The 22,415-nt window shown below is 72.1% G+C and carries 18 protein-coding genes and 4 pseudogenes; 10 read left to right on the top strand and 12 right to left on the bottom strand.

The features are described from left to right. Positions 1–90, bottom strand: a pseudogene (locus ABZ714_RS33170) (electron transfer flavoprotein subunit beta); the annotation flags it as partial. 155 nt (positions 91–245) lie between these two features. Between ABZ714_RS33170 and ABZ714_RS33165 the strand changes: the two are divergent. Together ABZ714_RS33165 and ABZ714_RS33160 are read left to right on the top strand one after the other, a co-directional pair. Further along, positions 246–989, top strand: a complete 744-nt coding sequence (locus ABZ714_RS33165; protein ID WP_358829082.1) for a TetR family transcriptional regulator — start codon at positions 246–248, stop codon at positions 987–989. Between the two features lie 184 nt (positions 990–1,173). Beyond that, complete coding sequence (locus tag ABZ714_RS33160; RefSeq protein WP_358829081.1) at positions 1,174–1,584, top strand: zinc ribbon domain-containing protein; 411 nt, start codon at positions 1,174–1,176, stop codon at positions 1,582–1,584. A 13-nt stretch (positions 1,585–1,597) separates the two neighbouring features. On the opposite strand, the pseudogene ABZ714_RS33155 reads toward ABZ714_RS33160, so the two are convergent. The 4 genes and pseudogenes from ABZ714_RS33155 to ABZ714_RS33140 all read right to left on the bottom strand — a co-directional run. Beyond that, positions 1,598–1,807: pseudogene (locus ABZ714_RS33155) on the bottom strand (helix-turn-helix domain-containing protein); the annotation flags it as partial. Positions 1,808–1,945: 138 nt separating this feature from the next. After that, complete coding sequence (locus ABZ714_RS33150; RefSeq protein ID WP_358829080.1) at positions 1,946–2,347, bottom strand: SHOCT domain-containing protein; 402 nt, start codon at positions 2,345–2,347, stop codon at positions 1,946–1,948. Between the two features lie 95 nt (positions 2,348–2,442). Then, positions 2,443–2,970 carry a hypothetical protein gene (locus ABZ714_RS33145; RefSeq protein ID WP_358829079.1) on the bottom strand — a complete coding sequence of 176 codons (528 nt, stop codon included), beginning with the start codon at positions 2,968–2,970 and terminating at the stop codon, positions 2,443–2,445. A gap of 216 nt (positions 2,971–3,186) precedes the next feature. Further along, positions 3,187–5,358, bottom strand: a complete 2,172-nt coding sequence (locus ABZ714_RS33140) for an MMPL family transporter (protein WP_358829078.1) — start codon at positions 5,356–5,358, stop codon at positions 3,187–3,189. Between the two features lie 361 nt (positions 5,359–5,719). Here ABZ714_RS33140 and istB point away from each other — a divergent pair, with 361 nt between their 5' ends. The 3 genes and pseudogenes from istB (at position 5,720) to ABZ714_RS33125 (ending at position 8,063) form a co-directional block, all read left to right on the top strand. Next, positions 5,720–7,210, top strand: a complete 1,491-nt coding sequence (istB, locus tag ABZ714_RS33135; protein ID WP_358829077.1) for an IS21-like element helper ATPase IstB — start codon at positions 5,720–5,722, stop codon at positions 7,208–7,210. Positions 7,211–7,410: 200 nt separating this feature from the next. Further along, positions 7,411–7,839, top strand: a pseudogene (locus ABZ714_RS33130) (Scr1 family TA system antitoxin-like transcriptional regulator); the annotation flags it as partial. A 22-nt stretch (positions 7,840–7,861) separates the two neighbouring features. Further along, positions 7,862–8,063: pseudogene (locus tag ABZ714_RS33125) on the top strand (DUF397 domain-containing protein). Between the two features lie 95 nt (positions 8,064–8,158). Here the strand turns inward: ABZ714_RS33125 and ABZ714_RS33120 are convergent. The 3 genes from ABZ714_RS33120 to ABZ714_RS33110 all read right to left on the bottom strand — a co-directional run bounded on the left by ABZ714_RS33120 (position 8,159) and on the right by ABZ714_RS33110 (position 11,002). After that, complete coding sequence (locus ABZ714_RS33120; RefSeq protein ID WP_358829076.1) at positions 8,159–9,160, bottom strand: NAD(P)H-dependent glycerol-3-phosphate dehydrogenase; 1,002 nt, start codon at positions 9,158–9,160, stop codon at positions 8,159–8,161. A gap of 111 nt (positions 9,161–9,271) precedes the next feature. Further along, positions 9,272–10,078 (bottom strand): maleylpyruvate isomerase family mycothiol-dependent enzyme, encoded by an 807-nt coding sequence (locus ABZ714_RS33115; RefSeq protein WP_358829075.1) that lies wholly within the window; start codon positions 10,076–10,078, stop codon positions 9,272–9,274. A 138-nt stretch (positions 10,079–10,216) separates the two neighbouring features. Beyond that, complete coding sequence (locus tag ABZ714_RS33110) at positions 10,217–11,002, bottom strand: SAM-dependent methyltransferase (RefSeq protein ID WP_358829074.1); 786 nt, start codon at positions 11,000–11,002, stop codon at positions 10,217–10,219. A 214-nt stretch (positions 11,003–11,216) separates the two neighbouring features. On the opposite strand from ABZ714_RS33110, the gene ABZ714_RS33105 reads away from it, so the two are divergent. Then, positions 11,217–12,683, top strand: coding sequence for an FAD-dependent monooxygenase (locus ABZ714_RS33105; protein ID WP_358829073.1), 1,467 nt, complete (start codon positions 11,217–11,219; stop codon positions 12,681–12,683). A gap of 347 nt (positions 12,684–13,030) precedes the next feature. Here the strand turns inward: ABZ714_RS33105 and ABZ714_RS33100 are convergent, their stop codons facing one another. The 3 genes from ABZ714_RS33100 to ABZ714_RS33090 all read right to left on the bottom strand — a co-directional run bounded on the left by ABZ714_RS33100 (position 13,031) and on the right by ABZ714_RS33090 (position 16,057). Then, positions 13,031–13,402 carry a hypothetical protein gene (locus ABZ714_RS33100; protein ID WP_358829072.1) on the bottom strand — a complete coding sequence of 124 codons (372 nt, stop codon included), beginning with the start codon at positions 13,400–13,402 and terminating at the stop codon, positions 13,031–13,033. Positions 13,403–13,481: 79 nt separating this feature from the next. Further along, positions 13,482–14,639, bottom strand: a complete 1,158-nt coding sequence (locus ABZ714_RS33095; protein WP_358829071.1) for an SGNH/GDSL hydrolase family protein — start codon at positions 14,637–14,639, stop codon at positions 13,482–13,484. Between the two features lie 134 nt (positions 14,640–14,773). Continuing rightward, a complete protein-coding gene (locus ABZ714_RS33090; RefSeq protein WP_358829070.1) occupies positions 14,774–16,057 on the bottom strand; it encodes a DUF418 domain-containing protein in 1,284 nt (427 codons plus the stop codon). A 303-nt stretch (positions 16,058–16,360) separates the two neighbouring features. Here ABZ714_RS33090 and ABZ714_RS33085 point away from each other — a divergent pair, with 303 nt between their 5' ends. The 3 genes from ABZ714_RS33085 to ABZ714_RS33075 all read left to right on the top strand — a co-directional run bounded on the left by ABZ714_RS33085 (position 16,361) and on the right by ABZ714_RS33075 (position 20,674). After that, entirely contained in the window at positions 16,361–17,290 is a 930-nt protein-coding gene (locus ABZ714_RS33085) for an ABC transporter ATP-binding protein (RefSeq protein ID WP_358829069.1), read from the top strand. A 262-nt stretch (positions 17,291–17,552) separates the two neighbouring features. After that, on the top strand, positions 17,553–18,554 hold the full coding sequence (locus ABZ714_RS33080; RefSeq protein WP_358829068.1) for an iron-siderophore ABC transporter substrate-binding protein: 1,002 nt from the start codon (positions 17,553–17,555) through the stop codon (positions 18,552–18,554). Then, positions 18,554–20,674: an iron ABC transporter permease gene (locus tag ABZ714_RS33075; protein ID WP_358829067.1), complete on the top strand. Its 2,121-nt coding sequence runs from the start codon at positions 18,554–18,556 to the stop codon at positions 20,672–20,674. The genes ABZ714_RS33080 and ABZ714_RS33075 overlap by 1 nt, the downstream gene beginning before the upstream one ends. Positions 20,675–20,835: 161 nt before the next feature. Here the strand turns inward: ABZ714_RS33075 and ABZ714_RS33070 are convergent, their stop codons facing one another. Then, positions 20,836–21,411 carry a hypothetical protein gene (locus tag ABZ714_RS33070; RefSeq protein WP_358829066.1) on the bottom strand — a complete coding sequence of 192 codons (576 nt, stop codon included), beginning with the start codon at positions 21,409–21,411 and terminating at the stop codon, positions 20,836–20,838. Between the two features lie 316 nt (positions 21,412–21,727). Here ABZ714_RS33070 and ABZ714_RS33065 point away from each other — a divergent pair, with 316 nt between their 5' ends. Continuing rightward, entirely contained in the window at positions 21,728–22,324 is a 597-nt protein-coding gene (locus ABZ714_RS33065; RefSeq protein ID WP_358829065.1) for a DUF4291 domain-containing protein, read from the top strand. Positions 22,325–22,415: the final 91 nt, after the last annotated feature.

The following is a 22,415-nucleotide window of genomic DNA, read 5'->3' as shown; positions in this document are numbered from 1 at the left end:
CTCACGATCCACCGTCAGATCATCCGCGAACCCCCGATCACCACTCGCATCGGGCACATACTTCACACAGACAACGATCCTCAAGCTCACGACGGTGCTCCTGACTCCTGCCGATGGAGGTTTTGTCCGATCGAGGCTATGGCACCAAGTACCCTCTGTAAAGGTACCCAGTGCCAAAACCGCCCTTCCGGTGTTACGTTCCCGCCATGACTGAGGTGCGCAAGCGACGGAATGCCGAAGTGCCCATGCGGGAGGCGCTCGCCGAGGCCGCCTTCGAACTCTTCCTGGAGCGGGGGTTCGAGCGGACCACGGTCGACGAGATCGTCGCGCGCGCGGGCGTCGGCCGCCGGTCGTTCTTCCGCTACTTCCCCTCCAAGGAAGACGTGGTCTTCCCGGACCACGAGGGCTGTCTGACGGAGATGACCGCCTATCTGGCGGCCAACACGGACTCGCCCGACCCCGTCGGCACCGTCTGCGACGCCGCCCGGATCGTGATGCGGATGTACGCGGCCAAGCCGGACTTCTCCGTCCGGCGCTACCGGCTCACCCGCGAGGTGCCGGGTCTGCGGACGTACGAACTCTCCGTCGTCCGGCGGTACGAACGCACCCTCGCCAACCACCTGCGGGCCCGTGGCCCCGAGACCCCGGACGGGTCGCTGCGCGCCGAGGTGATCGCGTCCGCCGTGGTCGCGGCGCACAACAACGCGCTGCGGTCCTGGCTGCGATCGGGCGGCGACGGGGACGCCGAAGCCGCCGTCGACCACGCGCTCTCCCTCGTCCGGGACGTCTGGGGATCACCGGCGGACCCGGCCCCCGCGACCCCCGTGACCCTCGCGACCCCGGCCGTCGCCACCGTCCCCGCCCTGCCCGGCAGTGACGGCGGGGACGGCGAAGTGGTGGTCATGGTCGCCCGCAAGGGGACTCCCGTCTGGCGGGTGGTGCAGGGCATCGAGGCCGCGCTCGGCACTTCGGCCCCCACCACCGCGTGACCGGCCGCGCCACAGCCCCTGACCAGGGACGCGCCCGGTATCGGAGCCGTACGAAGCGTTGATCACCCATCGACGCTCCGTAGAGAAACTGGCACCCAGTACCTATACACCTCGGCACTGAGTGCCATATGGTGCTGGGGCGCCAGCCAGGCAGCCCGAGCCGTCGAGTGCAGGGGGTCGTCTCATGTCCCAGCCCGGAACCGACAGTCTCGCCGTGGGAGTGGCCGGAGGAAGGGAACCGGAAGCGGCCACGGAGAGCGGTCTGACCTACCAGCGCTGCCGCTGGTGCGGCACCGCGTCGTTCCGCAGACTCCTCTGTCCCGTCTGTGCCTCCAGCGATATGGAGGAGGAGCGCAGTACGGGCGAGGGCGTCGTCATCCGCTCCGCCGTGGTCCACCGCTACACCCGGGTGGCCAGGAACGAATCCCTCATCCGCTTCCCCGAGGGCTTTATGTTCCGCTGCCGTGTCGTGGGCGCGGCCCCCCATCTGGTGTGGGTGGGCGCCCGGGTCCGCCCGGTCGCCGGTACGGGGCTCGACGCGGGCGAACTCGTCGTGGAACTCTGCGACTCCACCCGCCATCCCGACTGGAACTGAGCCGGCTCGTCCCGCGGAGCCTGGCCAGCGCCCCGACCGCCGCCGCGGGCGCCGGGGAGCGGCCGTGGAGATAGCGGTCCCAGGAGGATTCGCCGTAGCCGGTGTGTTTGGCCAGGGCGGCCATATCGAGGTCGTGGTGGTCCTCGAGTCCGCGTAGCTCCGCGACGAACCGGATGATCCCCGGATCGGTTCCCTGGGGCAGGGCCTTCCAACGCGGGCGCATGACGCACACTCCCCCAGCGGCTCAACGTCCATGGCGATCCGGGGGCCCGTCGAACCGGGAGGGTCCCCGCCGATCGGGGGACGGCGGGGACCACCTCTACTCCTCCCCCGGCTTCCCCGGCCGCCACCCGCCCGGAAGTCAGGCCAGGATCTTCGCCTTCGCCTGCTGGTACTCGTCCTCCGTGATCGCGCCCTTCTCCTTCAGGTCGTGCAGCCGGGCCAGTTGGTCGACATCGCCGCCGGGCCCGCCGCCGCCCTCGCCCGCGGTCTTGCGGATGTACGACTTGAAGGAGGCCTCGCGTTCCTGCGCGGCGGAGATCTCCCGTTCGCCCATGGAGCGGCCCCGGAAGATCACGTAGAGCAGTACGCCGAGGAAGGGGAGGAGGATCACCAGGATCATCCAGCCCGCCTTGGCCCAGCCGTTGAGGGCGTGGTCCCTGAAGAGGTCGGTGATGACCTTGAAGAGCAGGAACAGCCACATGATCCAGAGGAAGAACCAGAGCATGGTCCAGAAGAGGTTGAGCAGCGGGTAGTCGTCCATCGTCGGCTCCGTTCACGGGACGCCAGGTACACGAGTGCTGCGGAGTGCTGCGGAGTACCGGGGAATCTCTCGCGGAACTCGGCAGCGGGGCCCGGTCAGTAGCGCAGGGCCTGGGAGACGTCGGTCCGTACGTCGCCGGTCAGCTTGCGGTTGCTCTTGGCCGTCGCGGACTTGGTGCCGTTGGCGGGCACGTCGGAGATGGTGACCACGACGGTGTCGAGCAGATTGCCGCTCGCGTCCTTGTAGTCGACCTTGACCCCGAAGGACTTGGCCGAGTCGGCGGTGTTGCGGACCGTGACGTCGACGGTGCTGTAGCCGTCCTTCGTGGCCGGGGCCGCGAGGGTGACGTCGTCCTTGACGTTCACGCCGTCCTGGATCTGGTCCAGCTTGTCCCCGGCCGCCGAGGTGGCCGAGGCGATCGCGGCCGTGGCCTCCGCGCCGACGGACGCGGCCGCGGAGGCGGCGGCCGATGCCGCGTCGGAGACCACGGACGACGGGCTGCTGTCGCTGTCGCAGGAGGTCACGCCCATGGCCAGCGCACCGGCGGTGAGGGCCGCCACGGCCGCGCTGAGGGCGGGCCGCCGCCAGGGCCCCGGCTCGGGGCGCTGTCTGGAACGGTTCATGTCGTACGTCTCCTTCCGGCGCTGAGCGCGTACAGGCCCAGTGAAGGAGCGGACGGCCCGGCACGCATGCTGATGTCTGCCGTTCGGGTGAACTCCGGACGAGTGGGGCGCACGGCGGAACCGGCGGGCGGCCCGCGCGCGGGGTGCCCGTACGCGCCGGTGGCCGCCCGTGCGCTCATCCCGCCACCCGGTCACCCGGTCACCCGGCCACTCGCTTCATTCCGTGCCCTCGGGGTGGAGCCGGGGCATCACCCGGTCCAGCCGTCTCGGGGTCCACCACGCCTTGGCGCCCAGCAGCGTCATCACCGCCGGGACCAGCAGCAGCCGGACGACGGTCGCGTCGATCAGCACACTGGCCGCGAGCCCCAGGCCGAGCATCTTCACCACGATGTTGTCGCTGATCACAAAGGCCGCGAAGACACTGACCATGATCAGTGCGGCGCAGGTGATGACCCGGGCGGTGATCTCCAGCGCGTGCGCGACGCCGGCCCGGGCGTCGCCGGTCCGCAGCCATGCCTCGTGGACCCGGGAGAGCAGGAAGATCTCGTAGTCCATGCTGAGTCCGAAGACGATGGCGAACATCATCATCGGGACGTAGCTCTCGATGGGCACCTCGCCGGATACGCCGAGCGCCGGGCCGCCCCAGCCCCACTGGAAGACGGCGACGACGACACCGTAGGAGGCGGCGATCGAGAGCACGTTGAGGATCGCCGCCTTGATCGCGACGAGGATGCCCCGGAAGACGACCAGGATCACCAGGAAGGCGAGTCCGACGACGGCGGCGATGATCAGCGGGAGCCGGGCGGAGACGATGTCGAGGAAGTCGACCTGGGCGGCGGTGGTGCCGGTGACGTACGTATCGGCGGCCGTGCCCGCGACGGCGTCGGGCAGTACGTGCCCGGTGAGCCGGTTGACCAGCTCCGTGGTCCGTTCGTCCTGCGGGGACGCGACCGAGTAGGCGGTGCCGACGAGGACGTCGCCGTCGGCGGTCGGCTGGAGCGGGGTGACGGCCGCCGCGTCGGGTACGGCGGCGAGCGCGTGCTGTACGGAGCTCGCCAGCGCCGCCCGGTCGGCGGCGGGTACGGCGCTCTGGTCGACGACCAGGGTCAGCGGCCCGTTGGAGCCGGGCCCGAACGCCGCCGACATCAGATCGAAGGCCCGGCGATCGGTGAACGAGGTGGGGTCGGCGCCGTCGCCGATATGGCCGAGCCGCATGAAGAAGACGGGGAACGCCAGGATCGCCAGCACCACCACCCCGCCGGTCAGATACCACCAGGGGCGTCGCTCCACCCGGAGGGCGTAGCGATGCCAGACGCCGGACACCTCCTCGCCGGGTTCGGCGTCGGTCTCGGCGATCGGCCGCCGGACCTTCAGCCGGTCGATCCGCCGCCCGATCAGTCCGAGGACGGCGGGGACGAGGGTGAGGGCGCCGAGTACGGCGGTCACCACGGTGACGGCCGCCGCGAGGCCGAGCTTGCCGATGAAGCCGATGCCCGACACCCACAGGCCGGAGAGGGCGATGACGACCGTACAGCCGGAGAGGAGCACGGCGTGTCCGCTGGTCGCGGTGGCCTTTCCGGCAGCGGTGACGGGGTCGTCGCCGTTCATCAGGTTCTGCCGGTGGCGGGTGACGAGGAAGAGGGCGTAGTCGATGCCGACGCCGAGCCCGATCATCGTCGCCAGGGTCGGCGAGACGGTCGCGAAGGTGGAGGCGGCGGCCAGCAGGGCGAGCAGCGCCAGTCCGCACAGTACGCAGATCAGGGCTGTGACCAGGGGAAGTACGGCGGCGACGACACTGCCGAAGCCGATCAGCAGAACGACGATGGCGACCGCGAAGCCGATGGCCTCACTCGTATGGTCGTTCGCCTCGGGGCGGGCGAGTTCGCCGAGGGGGCCGCCGTACTCGACCTGGACGCCCGCCGCCCGCAGCGGTTCGACGGCCTTGTCGACGCCGTCGAGATAGTCCGGGCCGAGGGTCGACGGGGGGACGTCGAAGCGGATGGTGACGTACGCGGTCTTCCCGTCGGGCGCGAGCGGCCCCTGCGGGGACGAGGGCACGGCGAGCGGGTTCTGGGCGGTCAGTACGCCGGGGAGGTTCCGCAGACTCGTGACGGTCCGCGAGACCTGGTCGGAGACCCGGGTCAGCGGCTGGTCGGCGGAGTGCAGCACCACCTGGCCGCTGTAGCCCCCGGCGGCCGGGTCATGGGCCTTGAGGATGTCGACGCCGTCCTGGGACTGCGTTCCGGACAGGGTGAAGTCGTCGGAGTACTCGCCGCCGTAGGTGTGGTGCAGCACCTGGAGCACCGCCAGCACCACCAGCCACGCCACCACGACGAAGACCGCCCGCCGGGCGCACCACTCACCGATCGATCGCAGCACACTTCGCATTCAAGGCGCCCCCGGAGGTACCGGCACGCCGTACGCGGGGAACGGGTGACGGGCCGCCCGGCGGGAGCCCCGGGCGGCGGGCGGCAGGCCCGGTGCGCACCGGTACGCCCCGGGGCGCCCCCGGCCGGTCGGTACGGGCGGGCGGGGGCCCGGTGCCGTACGTCCGACACCCCGGCATACGGCACACGCCCCGTCGAACACGCGCCCCGCGCGCCCCCGTTGGCACCGGCCGAAAGCCGCGCCGTGGGCGGGCGTGCGCCGGTGGACTCCGTGACGGCTGACCCGGTCGGCCGTTGACAGCGTGAACGCGGGTAGCGCCGATCGCGCCCGACCGACGTCCGAGCCATGTTTGGAGACGCCCTTGCACGGTCACGCCACACCCGCGTCACATCCGCCCCAGCCGCCCCGGCCCGGCCGGTACGAGGAGCGCTCCGAGCCGCCGCCCACCGACGCCCGGGCGAAACCGGACCTCAAGAGCTATGCGGCGTCGTCCCTCGGCTACGCCCTCTTCGCCACCCGCTGGCTCCAGGCGCCGCTCTACTTCGGCCTGGTCGCGGCGCAGGGCGTCTACGTCTACAAGTTCTTCAACGAACTGTGGCATCTGATCCAGCACATCATCAGCGGCCAGGCAGACGAGACCATGGTCATGCTGGCCGTGCTCAAGCTGGTGGACGTCGTGATGATCGCCAATCTGCTGATCATGGTGATCGTCGGCGGGTACGAGACCTTCGTCTCCCGGATCGGCCTCCAGGGCCATCGCGACCAGCCCGAATGGCTGTCGCACGTCAACTCCAACGTCCTCAAGGTCAAACTGGCGACCGCGATTGTCGGGATCTCCTCGGTCCATCTGCTCCAGATGTTCGTGGACGTCGCCCACACCTCCCAGCACGCCCTGCTGTGGGGAACGGTCATCCATATGGCGTTCATCCTGTCGGCGGCGATCCTGGCGTACATGTCCGGGCCGATGGAGAGCGGCAGCCACCACGACAACGGCCCGCCGCCCGCGGCGCGGCCCGCCCCGGCACCGGACCCGACCCCGATGGCGGCGCCGATGCCGGTCCCGGCGGCACCGCCGGTGTCCGTCCCCGTACAGGCACACGTACCGGCCCACGGGCCCGCCGCCGTTGCCGCGCCCCTGCCCGCGCCCGCCCTGCCGCCACCCGTCACGGCCGCCGCGCAGCCGGAGCCGGTGACCCGCCTGGACACCGTGCCCGCGCAGCCCACCTCCGCCACCCGCGACGGCTCCTCCACCGAGGCCCGGCTCCGGGCCGCCGGATTCCCGGCCCGCAAGACGCTGGAGGAGTTCGACGGAGAGCACCAGCGCGCCTACGACTGGGACGCCGTCACCCGGCTCGGCGCACTGGACTTCGTCACCGCCCGCCGCAATGTCGTCCTCCTCGGCCCGCCAGGCACCGGCAAGACCCACCTCGCCGTCGCCCTCGGCGTCCGCGCCTGCCAGGCCGGACACGACGTCGCCTTCGCCACCGCCGCCGAATGGGCCGCCCGCCTGGGCCGCGCCCAGCGCGCCGGCCGACTGGCGGAGGAACTGGGCGCCCTCGACCGGTACGCGCTGCTGGTGATCGACGAGATCGGCTACGTCCCCTTCGACGCGGAGGCGACCCAGCTCCTCTTCCGCCTGGTCGCCCACCGCTACGAACGGGCGTCCCTGATCGTCACGGGCGGCTGCCCGCTGGCCCAGTGGACGGAGACGTTCGGCGACGGCCCGATCACCTACGCACTCCTGGACCGCCTGGCCCACCACGCGGACGTGATCACCCTCAAGGGCGACAGCTACCGCCTCCGTGACCGCGACCTCACCCCCAGGCTCAGCGGCGGCACGCCGCACCACTAGGTCGTGATTGCCGGAAGGGCGGCTGCGCGACGAGGCAGTTCACGGCCTGCCGACCGTGGGTGGCTCGTCGCGCAGTTCCCCGCGCCCCTGAATGCTCTCCCCGGGGCCGTTCCTGAGAAGGGGTTCGCCCCGGTAGGAAGGACTCGCCTCTTTCAGAGAGCGTTAAGGAGGGCAACCCAGGTGGCGCTGGGGGTCCCCCCATTGCCGAAGGCGCTCGACTCCGCCGCGAACGCGAGCAACGCGCCTGGACACAACGCGAATTAGCGGTCCGCATGGCCTACTCGCCGACCCAGGTCTCGCACGTCGAAACTGCTCTCAAGGTTGCGACATTGCCGTTCTGTCGCGCCGCTGACGGCGTCTCCGGCCTCGCGGGAGGCGAGGAGTCGTTCGAGCGCGAGTGGCTGAGTATGAAGTACGGCGCGCTACTGGAAGGGTTCCCGGCTCTCATCGGGTACGAAGGCCGGGCCGTGGAGATCCGGCTGTACGAAGTAGGCGTCATTCCTGGCCTGCTTCAAACGCCGGAGTACGCGGCGACCATCGAAGACCACAGCGTGACGCGTGGAGCGATCACGCCCGAACAAGCCCGCGAGCGAGTAGCTGTAGTCGCGGACCGGCAAACAGCCATCGACCGGACCCCACGGCCCTTGGTACATGCGGTTGTGGACGAGAGCTGTATCCGCCGACACCTCATACAGCGGCAACGGTGGTCAGTGCATCGAGTGGGCACCTGCACACGCCTCCGCGACCGGCATAGTCCGTCCGCGACTCCCAGCGCGCCGACGGCCCCTTCCTTATGGTCTCCACCACCTCGTTCACCGGGCTCGTGACGCTCGCCAAGACGTCGGACATCTAGCCCGGCGGCTCCGGGGCGCGGGTGCCCGCCGAGGTCCCGCGTCCCGGGGTTCTTCGAACGCGGAGCCGGTCGACGCCGGACTTCGTCCGGTGGTGTCAGTGATGCTCCGGCTTCGCGGTGCGGGACATCAGTTCCTCAACCGCGCCCTGGGGCGGCACACCGTCGTAGATGATGCGTGCCATCGTCTCCACGATCGGCATCTCGACCTGGTGGTGGCGGGCCAGGTGGAGCACGGACTTGCAGGAGGTGACACCCTCGGCGGTCTGCGACATCGCGGCGGATGCCTCGGCGACGGACCTACCCCGGCCGAGGTTGGAGCCGAAGGTGTGGTTGCGGGACAACGGTGAGGAACAGGTGGCGATGAGGTCGCCCATGCCTGCGAGCCCGCCGAGAGTACGGGGGTCCGCCCCCATCGCGGCGCCCAGGCGGCCGGTCTCGGCCAGGCCCCTGGTCATGAGCGCGGCCTTGGTGTTGTCGCCAAGGCCCATGCCGTCGGTGATCCCGACCGCGAGCGCGATCACGTTCTTCACGGCGCCGCCCAGCTCGCAGCCGACGACGTCGGTGTTGGTGTACGGGCGGAAGTAGGGGGTGTGGCAGGCCGTCTGGAGCCGCTGCGCGACCTGTTCGTCCACGCAGGCGACGACGCCGGCGGCGGGCCGGCGGCGGACGATCTCCCCGGCGAGGTTGGGGCCGGAGACCACGGCGATCCTCTCCGGCCCGGCGCCGGTGACGTCCGCGATCACCTGGCTCATCAGCATGTCGGTGCCCAGCTCGACCCCCTTCATCAGGGAGACGAGGACGGTGTTGTCGGCGAGGGCCGGGGACCAGACGGTCAGGCTGCGGCGCAGGTACTGGGCGGAGACGGAGAAGACGGCGATATCCGCGCCGTCTGCGGCCTCGGTGGCGTCCGTCGTCGCGCGAATCGTGTCCGGCAGGACGGTGCCGGGCAGGTAGTCGGGGTTCGTCCGGCTGGTGTTGATCGCCTCGACGAGCTCGGCCCGGCGCGCCCACAGCGCGACCTCGCATCCGGCATCGGCGAGGATCAGCGCGAACGCCGTACCCCAGGAACCTGCTCCGAACACGGCGACACGAGGCACCGCAGCCTCCCTTTCCTCACGGGTTGTCTGCTCGGTGGGTAGCGTACGGGCGCTCGGGGCACGGCAGTTCACCCTCGCCTACGGCGATGGTCCGGCGCCCGGCCGACGGAATCACGGCGGCCGGAACAACCCCGGAAAGCGCGGCGCCAGCCACGGGCGGGGGCCGCCCGGGACGATGTGGCCGCGGGCCATCGCGCGGGCCGGGGAGCACCGGCCGAGGGACATCAGCAGGAATGTCACCGGGTCCGTTCTGATCACGCAGTCCGGGTCCGGCAGCGGGCCGGGCAGGACGGTGAGCACACCGTCGGCGACCGTCACGCCGAACGACGAGCCGCCCCGGAGCTGATGGGCGTAGCGGACCCGGAGCCCCTCGATCGCCGGGGCGTGGACGACGCGCGGCATCACCGCGTGCAGAAAGGGCAGACACAGCTCGACCCGGGCCCGGTCGATCATGTGCGGGCGGCGCAGCGCGCGGCCGATGTCGAAGCCGTGGCCGAGCATATGGGTGAGCAGATACGAGCCGAGTACGGCCCGGTTCATCGGCCCGAGCGGCGTGGTCAGCGGTGTCTCGGGGTCGTCGTGCGCCGGGGGTGCCGCGACGAACGCGGCGGCCCGGTCGGTGATCATCGCCGCCAGCGGGCCCGGCGCCCGGACCGGGAATCCGGCCAGGGCGCGTGCGTTGGCCCCGGCGAGGCCGCCGGGGGTGCCGTCGCCCCAGGTCTCGCCCCGGCCCGCCGCGATGTCGGCCATCAGCGCGTTGGCCTGGGCGAGGTGCGCGGCGGTGTCGCCGAGGGTCCAGGTCAGCCCGGGTACGGGCACGGCCGGGTCGACGGCGGACCGCAGCAGGGCCGCGACATCGGCCCCGGTGGTACGGATCGCCTCACCGAGTCCTTCGGGCAGTGCGCGCGTCCGGCGCATGGCCCCACCCCCCGCTCCGCGACGGCCCCCGCCCCCCGGGCGGCCGATCCCGCGACCCAATCACCCGGCGCGGGCGGCGACAAGAGGCGTACGCCCCGGTGCATCACGGTCATGAGAGGGCGCGTGGAGCGCTCGGGGTCAGGGCTTGCGGGCGACCGCCCCGTACATCGCGACCTGTTCCGGCGCGATGCCTTCCTGGTCGGGGCCGGGGCGCCAGCGGTGGACCTGGGTGAGTCCGGGTTCGAGCAGGTCGAGGCCGTCGAAGAAGGTGCCGACCTCGGCGGCGGTACGCGACACCATCGGGATGCCCCGGCTCTCGTACTCGGCGGTGACGCGGGCCAGTTCCCCGGGCGCGAAGTCCGCGGTGGCGGTGGAGATCGCCAGGAAGCTGCCGGAGGGCAGCGGGTCCAGCAGCCGCCGGACCAGGACCAGATCGTCGGGCGGCCGGATGAAGTGGAGCATCGCGATCACCGTCAGCGCCACCGGCCGCCGGGGGTCGAGCGCCCGGAACGCCGCCGATTCCAGGATCGACTCGGGCTCGCGCATATCGGCGTCGATATACGCGGTCCTGCCTTCGGGGGAGCTGGTGAGCAGCGCCTCCGCGTGGGCCAGCACGATCGGGTCGTTGTCGACGTAGACCACGGACGCGTCGGGCCGTTCCCGCTGGGCGACCTCGTGCAGATTGGGCGAGGTCGGCAGTCCCGTACCGATGTCGAGGAACTGGCGGACGTCCTCCTCCCGGGCCAGATGCCGGACGGCCCGCTCCATGAAGAGGCGGTTCTGGCGCATGCTGACCGGCAGCGAAGGCCAGCCCGCGACCATCGCCTCGCCCGCCTCGATATCGACCTGGTAGTGATCTTTTCCGCCGAGCAGGTAGTCGTAGACCCGCGCCGAGTGGGCGCGCCCCGTGTCGATCCGGTCCATGCGATCCCTCAACTCACCGTCTGTCCCCTGTTGTTGAGGATTGTATGGCTCGGTCCGCGGCGGATGACGGCGGCGTGCCGTGATATCACGGCCGTCCGGGTGAGGGGGTGGTCGCCCCGCCTCCGTGACGGCCGGCCGCCGGTGCGGTATCGGTGGGGGCGGTAGGCCCGCCGTACGGGACGCGCGGGCTGCCGGGCACCCATGGAGGTGGCGGATGGCGACGAAGGACACCGCAGGTCACAGCGGAGCCGGTACGGACGCGGATGTCGTCGTGGTCGGCGCCGGGCCGACCGGGCTGCTGCTCGCCGGGGACCTGGCCGCCGCCGGGGCGCGTACCGTTCTCGTCGAGCGGCGGCCCCCGGGGCTCTCCAATCTGACCCGGGCCTTCGGCGTCCACGCCCGTACGCTCGAACTCCTCGACGCCCGGGGACTCTCCGACGAACTCGTCGCCACCGGCCTCACCCTGAACTCCCTGCGCCCGTTCCGGCGGCTGGAGTTCGACCTGACCCGGCTGCGGACCCGGTTCCCGTTCATCCTGATCACTCCGCAGTACGAGGTGGAACGGCTGCTGGAGCGCCGGGCCCGGGACGCGGGCGCCGACATCCGGTACGCCACCGGACTCACCGGGCTGCGGCAGAACGCGTCCGGCGTCGTCGCCGAGGTCGGCGGAACGAGCGAGCTGGCGGCCCGGTACCTGGTCGGGACGGACGGAGCGCGCAGTACCGTACGCCGCAGGCTCGGGCTGCCCTTCCCCGGCGGCTCCGTGATCCGTTCCATGGTGCTGGCGGACGTCCGGCTCGCGGAACCGCCCGACGACCTGCCCACGGTGAACGTCACCGATGACACCATCGCCCTGATCCTGCCCTTCGGCGACGGCTGGTACCGGGTGATGGGCTGGGACCGGAACCGTCAGCCGCCGGACTCCGAGCCCGTCGAAGCCGCCGAGATCCGTGAGCTGACCCGCCGTACCCTCGGCTCCGACTTCGGGATGGGCGAGCCCCGCTGGATGTCCCGGTTCAGCTGCGACGAACGGCAGGTACCGGACTACCGCGACCGGCGGGTCTTCCTCGCGGGCGACGCCGCGCACATCCACTCACCGGCGGGCGGCCAGGGCCTCAACACCGGCCTCCAGGACGCCGCGAACCTGTCGTGGCGACTGGCGGCGGCCCTGCGGCGGGATGCCGCCGACCCGGAGGCGCTGCTCGACGGCTACCACGCGGAGCGGTATCCGGTCGGCCGGACCGTGATCCGCAGCAGCGGGGCGATCCTGCGGCTGGCGATGGCCGGTTCACCGCTGCGGCGGGCGGCCAGGACGGTACTCGCGGGCGGGCTGATGACGCTGCCGCCGGTGGTCCGGCAGGGCATGGGCCAGGTCACCGGCCTCGGGATCGCCTATCCCGCCCCGCGCGGCAGCCATCCGCTGACCGGGCGCCGGGTCCCGGATCTCGCCCTGCGGGAGGGCCGGTTGTACGAGCTGTTGCGTACGGGGGACTTCGTCCTGGTCACCCCGCCGCACGCGGCCCCCGCCGACCATCCGGGGGTACGCCGGGCGCACTGGCGGGACCCGGAACGCGACCTGGAACTCCTGATCCGCCCGGACGCGTACATCGCCTGGGCGTCCGCCCACCCGGACGCAGCCGCCCTCCGGGAGGCGCTCCACCATTGGACGGGGGTCGCGTAGCCCCGGGCCGGGCCGGGGTGCCGTTGCCCGGGCGGCGCCCTATGCCTTCGGCAATGGGGGGACCCCCAGCGCCTCGGTCCCTCCGGGTCAGGCCCACGCCATCCGCCCGGCCGGGCGGGTGTCGTCGGGCGACCGCGCGCCGGTGAGTGGCTGGTCGCGCAGTTCCCCCGCGCCCCTGGTTGCCGCCCACTTGACCGCCCTCGTAGCGAGACGGGCCCTTCCGGGGGCGGGACCCATTCCAGGGCCGGGGCCGGAGAGAGTGTTTAGGGGCTCGGGGAACTGCGAGACAAGCCACAGGCGGTCCGCAGGCCGCCAACAACACCCGCCCGGCAGACGGTTTCCGGGCCTCAAAGAAGGCCGCGGCGCTCCAGGACCGGCTTGCACTCCGCCGGATAGCCGATGTCGCGAACAATGGCTCGGCCCGGCGGGTTCGTCCGGCGCTGCCACTCCGCGCGGGTCCATTCGATCTCGTCGGCGACCCATTCGCAGTTGATCTCGGTCGGGGTCGGCAGCGGCGTGGGTGATACCGCCGGCGGTGGGGGCCTGCGGTCCGTCGGGCCTACCGCCTCCCCTCCCCCGCCGAGGGCGAAGGTCGCGCCGAGCCCCCCGAGGCAGAGGACCGCCCAGACGGCGGCGATCCGGCGCCGCGCGGGCCGCCGGGCAGCGGGGCCGTCCGGCGCGGCGGGTTCATCGGCGGGGCCTTCCTCGGGGCTCGGCATCCGAGCACCGTATCCGGCCCCCGCGCGGGCGGGGTTATCACGTACCCCGCCCGCGCCTCGGGCCCCGTCAGGGGCGGTGTCAGGTCAATGCCTCCCGGACGGCCGCCTCGACCTGGACCGCCGTGTTGCGGTAGCCCGCCGCGTTGGGGTGGACGACCGTGGCCCGGTTGCCGTCGGAGCAGGTCAGGGTGAAGATGCCCACGCTGACCTCGTCCGGCCAGTACGAACCGGCCTCGCCGCAGACGCCCTCGACCCACTTCGTACCGCGCGGCCGGCACAGGTCGTGGCCGACGCTGGAGGCGGCGATGTCGACATACGTATCGCCGCTCAGCTCCGTCACGGCCCGGATGATGTCGTTGAACCGGGTACTCACCTCGTTCAGCCAGGCGATGTCCCCGTGGGTGGCCGAGATCCGGCCGAGGCCCTTGATGTCGGCGGCCAGTTCGGTGGTGTCCTGCCGGTCGCAGGTGGTGGCGTCGGCCGGGACGATGGTGGGGTAGCCGACCGTGACGATCTTCGCGTCAGGCGCCTTCTGGTGCACATCGCGCAGCATGGCGGCGTACTCCCGGACAACCCGGTCGTACTTGTCGCTGATCGACTCGGGGTCGAGGATCGACTCACCCGTCTCGTACGCGTCCTTGCAGGGCGTGGCGTCGTCCGGCTGGCCGAACCCGGCGACCAGACAGGAGACGAAGATCTTGCCGAAGGGCAGGCTGTTTCCGCCGACGCCGATGGTCACCACATCGGTGTCCGCGTTCAGTTCGGCCCGGTCGACCTGCGGGGCGACGCTCGGCCAGCCGCCCTCGGGCGGCTCCACCGGGCTGATCGGCGTCTGGCGGACCGTGGCGATATCGCCGATGACCGCCGCGCCGCAGCTGACGTCGGTCAGCTCGACCGGGCGCCCCGCCGGGGGTTCGGCGGCGAGTCCGGCCGCGACCAGGTTCGGGTAGGACCCGGTCGTACGGTCGCAGCCGTCCCGGTCCGGGCTGCCCAGCGCCGGCCGGGGGTCGCCGACGAAGACACCGGCCGTGTACGAGTCGCCGAGCGCCGCCCACTGGACGGGCTCGGCGGCGGCGAGGGGTACGGGCGCGGCCGCGGACGCGGGCGCGGCGGAGGCGGCGGAGGTCGTGACCGTGGCCGGCAGGGCGAGGGTCAGCGCCGCCAGGGCGGCCAGCGCCGCCCGGCGGGCGAAACCCCCGCCCGCCGGTGACGACTTGAAGGGAAGGATCTGGAACACGTAGCTCTCCTGAGAGAAGAAGGGGGAGCGAAATCGACAGATCGATTACGCCTCGCACTCAAGCAGCTACTTTCCGCGATGGTCCAGGCTCCCGGATGATCATTCACTCCACCGTGTCCCCGCCCGGCGGCACATCACCCCGCCCGGTGCCGCGCCCCTCGCCCCGCTCCCTTCCCCGGTCCGGGCGCGGGGCCGCCCGGGGGCTCCCGCCACGGCGGCACCCCGGCGACCGTCACCGCGCGCAGCAGCCACTCCCCCGGGCCGTACCGGTGCCGCCGCAGCCACCACCGGGCGAGCACGAGCTGCGCCAGGAAGACCACCGGGACGACGCCGAGCACGGCGAGCGGGGAGAGCCGGTCCACCAGGCCGAGGCCGTACCCCGTGAACAGCGCGCCCAGGGTGATCGATTGGAGCAGATAGGCGCTCAGCGCCACCTTCCCCAGGGGCGCCAGGGCGCGCTCGACCGCGCCGCCCCCGGCCGTACGGAACAGGGCCAGGCCGAGGACCACGTACGACGCCGTCAGCAGCGGCGCGGTGAGCTGCCCGGCGCCGAACGCGACGATCTCCACCGCCGAGCCCGGCCGATGGACCGCGGCCCAGGCGTAGAAGACGGCACCCGCGAGCCCGGTCGGCAGCCCGGCGACGAGGAGTCGGCGCAGCAGCGGCCGGTACGCGTCCGGCTCGGCGAAGAGCCGGACCCGCCCGGCGGCGAACCCGAGCAGGAACATCGCGAGTGAACTGGCCCCCTGGATCAGGGCGAGCAAGCCGAACGTCTCGGGGAAGTGGCCCGCGTGGTACGCGGCCGTGGCCCCGGCGTCGCCGGTGAAGGCGGCCAGCTTCTCGGCCGGGGCCGAGCCGGGGCCGGCCTGGGTGCCGCCTTCGGCCAGTACGGCGAGGCCGAGCAGCAGCCACAGCGTGCCGGAGACGGTGATCAGCGCGATCGCGGTCCGGACGGCCCGGCGCGGGGAGATCCCGCGGCAGGCCAGCAGGATCAGTCCGAGGAGGGCGTAGAGGGTGAGGATCTCGCCGTGGAAGAGGAGCGCGCCGTGCGGCAGGCCGAGGGCGAGAAGTCCGGCCTGGCGGCGCAGCATCCGGGGCCGGAACGCGGTGGACGACCGTTCGGCGGCGGCCATCTGGAGGGTGAAGCTGTAGCCGAAGAGGAAGGAGAAAAGCAGATAGAACTTGGTCTCGAAGAAGAGCGTCGCCACGAAGCGGACCGCGTGGTCGAGGGGTGAGTCGTGGGCCGGGTTTCCGGCGGGCTGGGCGTAGTAGGGGTCCGCGAAGGCCCAGATGTTGACGGTGAGGATGCCCAGGAGCGCGAAGCCGCGCAGGGCGTCCACATTGAGCAGCCGTACGGCCGCGGGGGCGGCGGTCGGACCGCCCCCCGGTTCGGCCGTTTCGGTTGATATCCGCGTCATGTCCCCATATCCCCGTTTCCTTGGTCCTCCCCGGCCCGTGCGGTCGTTCGCCCGCCGCCCGAGGGCACGGCCGGACCCCTCGACGGCGACGCAATCATAAAGCGACCAGTCACTTAATTAAAGACCGGCCGACCGGAACCGACCACCCCGATCCGGCATATGCCTGTACGCATATGAACTGTCGCTCTGGGTAACGACATGGCCACGACTGTCCCCCCTGCGAGTCAAAGGCCATTAGGCGTGCCTTGCCTAAGTTGTAGGGTGTCGTGGTCAGTCCGTCCGTGAGGAAGGAACGTGGTGTCCATGGACGGTCCCCGTTTGGTGGCCGAGGACCTGGACGTCGGGCACACGGCCCGCCCGGTGCTCCGGAACGTCGGTCTGGAACTGCGGCCCGGCGCCGTCACCGTGCTCGTCGGTCCCAACGGCTGCGGAAAGTCGACCCTGTTGAGAACCGTCGCGGGCCTGCTGCCGCCGCTCGGCGGCAAAGTGACCGTCGACGGCGCCCCGCTCGGCTCCTTCTCCCGCCGGACGCTCTCCCAGCGGCTGGCCTTCCTCCCCCAGTCGTCCCACGCGCCGGCCGGGGTGACCGTCCGCGAACTCGTCCGGCACGGCCGCTACGCCCACCGGGGCGCCCTCGCCCGGCACACCGCCGACGACACCGAGGCCATCGACTGGGCGCTCGGCGTCACCGACGCCGCGCCCCTGGTCGACCGGCGGCTGGACGAACTCTCCGGCGGCGAACGGCAGCGCGCCTGGCTGGCGATGGTGCTGGCACAGCGGGCGGGTGTACTGCTGCTCGACGAGCCCACCACCTATCTCGACCTGCGGCACCAGTTCGAAGTGCTGGACGTGGTCCGGCGGCTCGCCCGCGAGCACCGGATAGCGGTCGGGGTCGTCATCCACGATCTGATGCAGGCGGCGGCGTACGCCGACGACGTGGTGGTCGTCGCCGACGGCGGGGTCATCGCGGCGGGCGGCGCCGAGGAAGTGCTGACGCCCGAGGTCATCCATCGCGCCTTCGGGCTCCGGGTGAGCGTCGTCCGCGACCCGGCGACGGGCTATCTCGCCTGCTTCCCGGCCCGCGCCGACGATCTTCCGGCCACCGGGCCCGCCGAGTCCGCCGAGCCCGTCAAGTCCGCCAAGTCCGCCAAGTCCGAACCGGCCGCCGTGACCAAATCGGCCGACCCGGCCGATCCCGCCGCCCCGGCGGCAGGCGCGTCGCCCGTGCCCTGACGGCCCGCCCGCACACACCTCCGGCCCGCTCCACCGGCGCCGGTGACACCGGCGGAACCGCCCGTACCGGCCGGGTTCTACGGCCCCGGCTCCGGAACCGGCGCCCGGCGGCCGGAACCAGCCGCGCGGACACCTCCGCCCGGCCCTTGCCGTACCGGATTCCGCCGTGCGCCGCGGGCCGCGCCCGGACGCCCACTCCCATACCTCCCCCTGTACCACGCAGCACATCCAGCACACCCAGCACACAAGGAGAGTTACCCTCATGCGGAATCTGGTGCGCACCTTCGCGACGGGCAGTGCCGCCGTGGCGCTCGCCCTGGCCGTGACCGGCTGCGGCGGCGACACCGCCGGTGAAGCCGGTGGCGGTGGCGACAAGGGCGGCGACAAGGGGGCCAAGGGCGGTGCGATCACCGTCGAGACCGCCCAGGGCAAGATCAACCTGAAGAAGCCCGCGACCAAGGTCGTCGCCCTGGAGTGGACGTACACGGAGGAACTGGTCGCCCTCGGCGTCACGCCCGCCGGAAACGCCGACAACAAGGGCTACGGCACCTGGATCACCGCCGAGGGCGCCGCGCTCCCGCAGGGCGTCACCGACGTCGGCTCCCGCAACGAGCCCAGCCTGGAGAAGATCCGCGCCCTCCAGCCCGACCTGATCGTGATCGACAACGAGCGGTCCAAGTCGAATCTGAAGCAGCTCCAGGACATAGCCCCCGTCCTCTCCTTCACCTACACCACCCAGCCGCAGCTCGGCACGATGAAGAAGAACTTCACCGAGCTGGCGAAGGCCGTCGGCAAGACGAACGAGGCCACCGCCGTCAACCAGCGGATCGACACCGCCGCCGCCGACCTCAAGGGCCGGCTGGAGAAGGCGGGCAAGGGCGGCCTGACGTACGCCGTCGGCCAGGGCTTCACCGCCAACGGCACGGCGTCCGTCCGGATGCTCACCGACGACGCGATCGCCCCGCAGGTCCTCAACCTGGCCGGGCTGAAGAACGGCTGGACCGGCAAGGGCGACGTCTGGGGCATGACGACCGTCGGCGTCGAGGGCCTGACGGCGACCGCGAAGAACGCCGAGTTCCTGTACGTGGCCGCCGCCGAGGACAACCCGTTCACCGGCGCCTTCGCCAAGAACCCGGTCTGGAAGAACCTCGACTTCGTCAAGGGCCAGCGGGTCCGCCCGCTCGACCCCGGCACCTGGCTCTTCGGCGGCCCGCTGTCGGCGCTGCACCTCCTGGACGAGACCGGTAAGGCCCTGAAGGTCTGATGGCCGTCCCCGTCCGGCTCCCGGCCCGCATCGCCGGGAAGCACGACCAGGGGTCCGGGCCGGGGTCCGGACCGGGCCGCCCGCGGGCCCTGCTCGTGGGCGGCGGCCTCGGTCTCGCCGTCTGCGCCATCGCCGTACTCCACCTCGGCATGGGCTCGTCCGGGGTGGGCGTCGCGGACGTCCTCGCCGTCGTCTTCGGCGGCGGCGACGCCCATACCGAGGACATCCTCGTCGGCGCCCGGCTGCCCCGTACGCTCACCGGGCTCGTCGTCGGGATCGCCGTCGGCGTCTCCGGTGTCCTCGTCCAGGGCGCGACCCGCAACCCGCTCGCCGCGCCCGACACCCTCGGCGTCAACGCGGGCGCCTACTTCGCCGTCGTCCTCGTCGCCTATCTCGGCCTCGACCTGGGGCCGCTGCCGTCCGGCGCGGCCGCGTTCGTCGGCGGCCTCCTCGCCATCGGCCTGGTCTACCTGCTGAGCAGCGGCGGAGTCCTCACCCCCGGCCGGGTCCTGCTCGCCGGCGCGACCGTCGCGCTCGCCGGGACGGCCGCCGCCGAGTTCCTCCAGATGCTGGACGTCGAGGCCACCCGCGGCCTCTTCTTCTGGGGCAACGGCACCCTGATGCAGTCCGGTCTCGAACGGCCCCTGATCACCGGGTCGATCGTGCTCGTCGTGGCCTGTGCCGCGCCCCTGCTGGCCCGGCCGCTGGATCTGCTGGCCCTCGGCGACGAGACCGCGTCCGCGATGGGCGTCCGGGTCGACCGGATCCGGCCCGCCGCGTTCCTGGTCGCCGTACTGCTCTCCGCGACGGCCGTCTCCCTCGCGGGCCCGATCGGCTTCATCGGACTGATCGCGCCCGTGATGGTCCGCGCCCTGGGGATTCGCGCCCACGCGCTGCTGATCCCGCTGTCGGCGCTGCTCGCCTGTGCCGTACTGCTCGGCGCCGACGCCGCCGCCCAGGTCGTGGTCCCGCCGTCGGCGGTCTACACCTCGGAGATCCCGGTCGGGGTCGTCACCGCCCTGATCGGCGGGCCCGTCTTCATGCTGCTGGCCCGGCGGATCAGTACCGGCGACGCCGACACCGGGGCGGCCGTCGCCGTCTCCGGGCGGCGGCGCGGGCCCGCGTACGCCGTCGTCCTCGGAACCGGGATCGCGGTACTCGCCCTCGCGATGATCGTCTCGCTCCGGCTCGGTGACGTCGAGATCGGCTACGACCGGATCATCGCCGCCCTCACCGGCACCACCGACCCCGTGGTCGAGTCGATCGTCTCCTACCGGCTGCCGCGGATCCTGGTCGCGGCGCTCGCCGGGGCGTGTCTCGCCGTCGCGGGTACCGCCGTCCAGGCCGTGGTCCGCAATCCGCTCGCCGAACCCGGACTCATCGGCGTCACCGCCGGGGCGTCCTTCGGGGCCGTACTGATCATCGCCGTGATCCCGGCGGCGCCCGCGATCGCCCTGCCGTTCGCGGCCGGGATCGGCGGCATCCTGATGCTGCTGCTGGTGATCGCGATCGCCCGCGGCCCGCGCGGCTCCACCCGGTCCGGGCTCGATCCGACCCGGGTCGTCCTGGTCGGCCTCGGCGCGGCGGCCACCGCGATGGCGCTGGTCAACATCATGGTGGTCAGCGCGCAGATGAACATCTCGGCGGCGCTGAGCTGGCTCGCGGGCAGTACATACGGCCGGGACTACGACGCCATGCTCTGGCTCATGGTCCCCGCGGTCGTCGCCGTCGCCCTGGTGCTGGCGGCCCGTCCGGTCAATCTGCTCGCCCTCGGCGACGAACTCCCCCGCGCCCTCGGCCTGGAACTGGGCCGGGCCCGGCTGCTGGTCCTCGGCGCCGGGGCGCTGCTGGCGGCGGGCACGGCGTCGGCGATCGGCGCGGTCGGCTTCGTCGGCCTGGTCGCCCCGCATCTGGCCCGCAGGCTGGTCGGCAACAACGGGGCGCGGATGATCCCGATGGCGGCGGTGCTCGGCGCGGTACTCGTCGTCACCTCCGACGCCATCGGCCGCTGGCTGCTGGCGCCGACGGAGATCCCGGTGGGCATCGTGACGGCGCTGCTCGGCGCGCCGTATCTGGTGTGGCTGCTGCGGCGGACGAGCCCGTCGGGCGGCGGCGCGTAACCCGGCGTACGAGGTGTACGGGTCGCCCGCCGCCGTCCTCCGGGGCGGCGGCGGGCGACCCCGGTGCCGATGACGTCCCCTGTCACCGGACACCGGCTCCCGCGGTGTCGTACGGGCACCCGTCGGCTGTGGGGTTACCAGCCGGAGGTATCAGCTGTGGGTCACCAGCTGTGCGCCACGTCCACGATCACCTGGTCGTCGGTCTGTGTGACCCGGAACGGCAGCTTGGCCCGTACCCCGAGCCCCACCTGGGTCTGGCCCTCCCAGCTCACGCCGAACTTGTGGTCCCGGAAGGTCTGGTACCCGGTGACGTTCACCCCGGGCAGCCGCTCCTTGGGCGTGGCGTTGTAGGTCGGGTTCATATTCACGTCGTAGCTCGGCGCGTTGACGTGGACGGAGAGAATCGCGCCGCCGGACACGGGTATCGGATCGCCGGTGAAGTCCTGCCGGAACTCGTCGACATAGTGCACGTAGTAGCCGGTCTTGGCGGTCCCGCCGGTGATGTCGAAGACCATCCGGTCGTAGCAGGCGTGCTGGCCGGTCCTGATGTTCCGCAGCGGCGTCCCGGAGTACTGGGCGGCCTGTTTGACCCCGCTGCCCCAGGGCGTGGAACACGCCGCCTTGCCGGTCTTCTCCGCCGCCCGGTCGGCGGTCGCGGCGCCCGCGACCCCCGCCGTGCCCAACACTCCGCCGCCCGCGACGACGAGCGCCGCGGCGATTGCCGTTAACCGTCGCATGAGTACCTCCGAAATATCGTCCGGGACCGTGGCGGCCCCGCGCGGACCCCACCCTTTCCGCCAGGGGCTCATCACGGCATCCGCACGCGTACTCAGCTGTGCTGTATGTAGCAGCTACTCCTCTACAAGATCTCCCGACTCGCGCCGCTCCGCCAGCGCGAGGGCGTTCCGTGCGCGCGCCGACACGGAGGGTGCGCGCACGGACAACGACGGCCGCCCGCACCGTCACGGCGGCCGGACCGTCCCCCGTGCCCGCCGCACCCCCGCCCCCGAAAACCCGTGGCCGTCCGGCGTCCCCCGCGTACACCCTGGTGGGGTGAGTGAGAACCAGCCCCAGCGGGCCGTCCGGGCCCGGCATACCGACGACACGATCACCGTCTACCAGGCGTATCCGCCCGCGATCGGCGGGCCCGCCGCCCGTGACGGCCGGTTCCCCGCCGCCTGGAAGCGGGACCGGATGACGTGGATCAAGCCGTCGTTCCTGTGGATGATGTACCGCTGCGGCTGGGGCGCCAAGGAGGGCCAGGAGACCGTACTCGCGGTCGAGATCTCCCGTACGGGCTTCGAATGGGCCCTGGCGCACGCCTGCCTGTCGCACTACGACCGGGATCTGCACACCGACCCGGCCGACTGGAAGCGGCAGTTGCGGGAGTCCCCGGCCCGGGTGCAGTGGGACCCCGAGCGGGACGTACGGCTCCAGCCGCTGCCGTACCGGTCGCTGCAACTCGGCCTGTCCGGCGAGGCGGTACGGCGGTACGCGGACGAGTGGATCGTCTCCGTCGAGGACGTGACCGGCCTCGCGCACGACGTCCACGCCCTGGTCCGTACCGGCGAAGTGGAAGCGGCCCGTACGCTGCTGCCCCGCGAGACGCCGTACCCGGAGCCGGAAGGGCTGCTGGACCGGTTGCGCTAGGGCGTGTCTGACGGATCAGGCTGGATCAGCGAGCGGGGTCTGGTGCCGTGGATCGCAAGGCGGAGGAGGGAGTCCACGCGGTGGGGGTACG

It is taken from the genome of Streptomyces sp. NPDC006798 (assembly GCF_040635975.1).
Taxonomy (GTDB): Bacteria; Actinomycetota; Actinomycetes; order Streptomycetales; family Streptomycetaceae; genus Streptomyces.
Note: the sequence above shows the minus strand (reverse complement) of the source record. Positions and strands in the feature narration are given on the sequence as shown.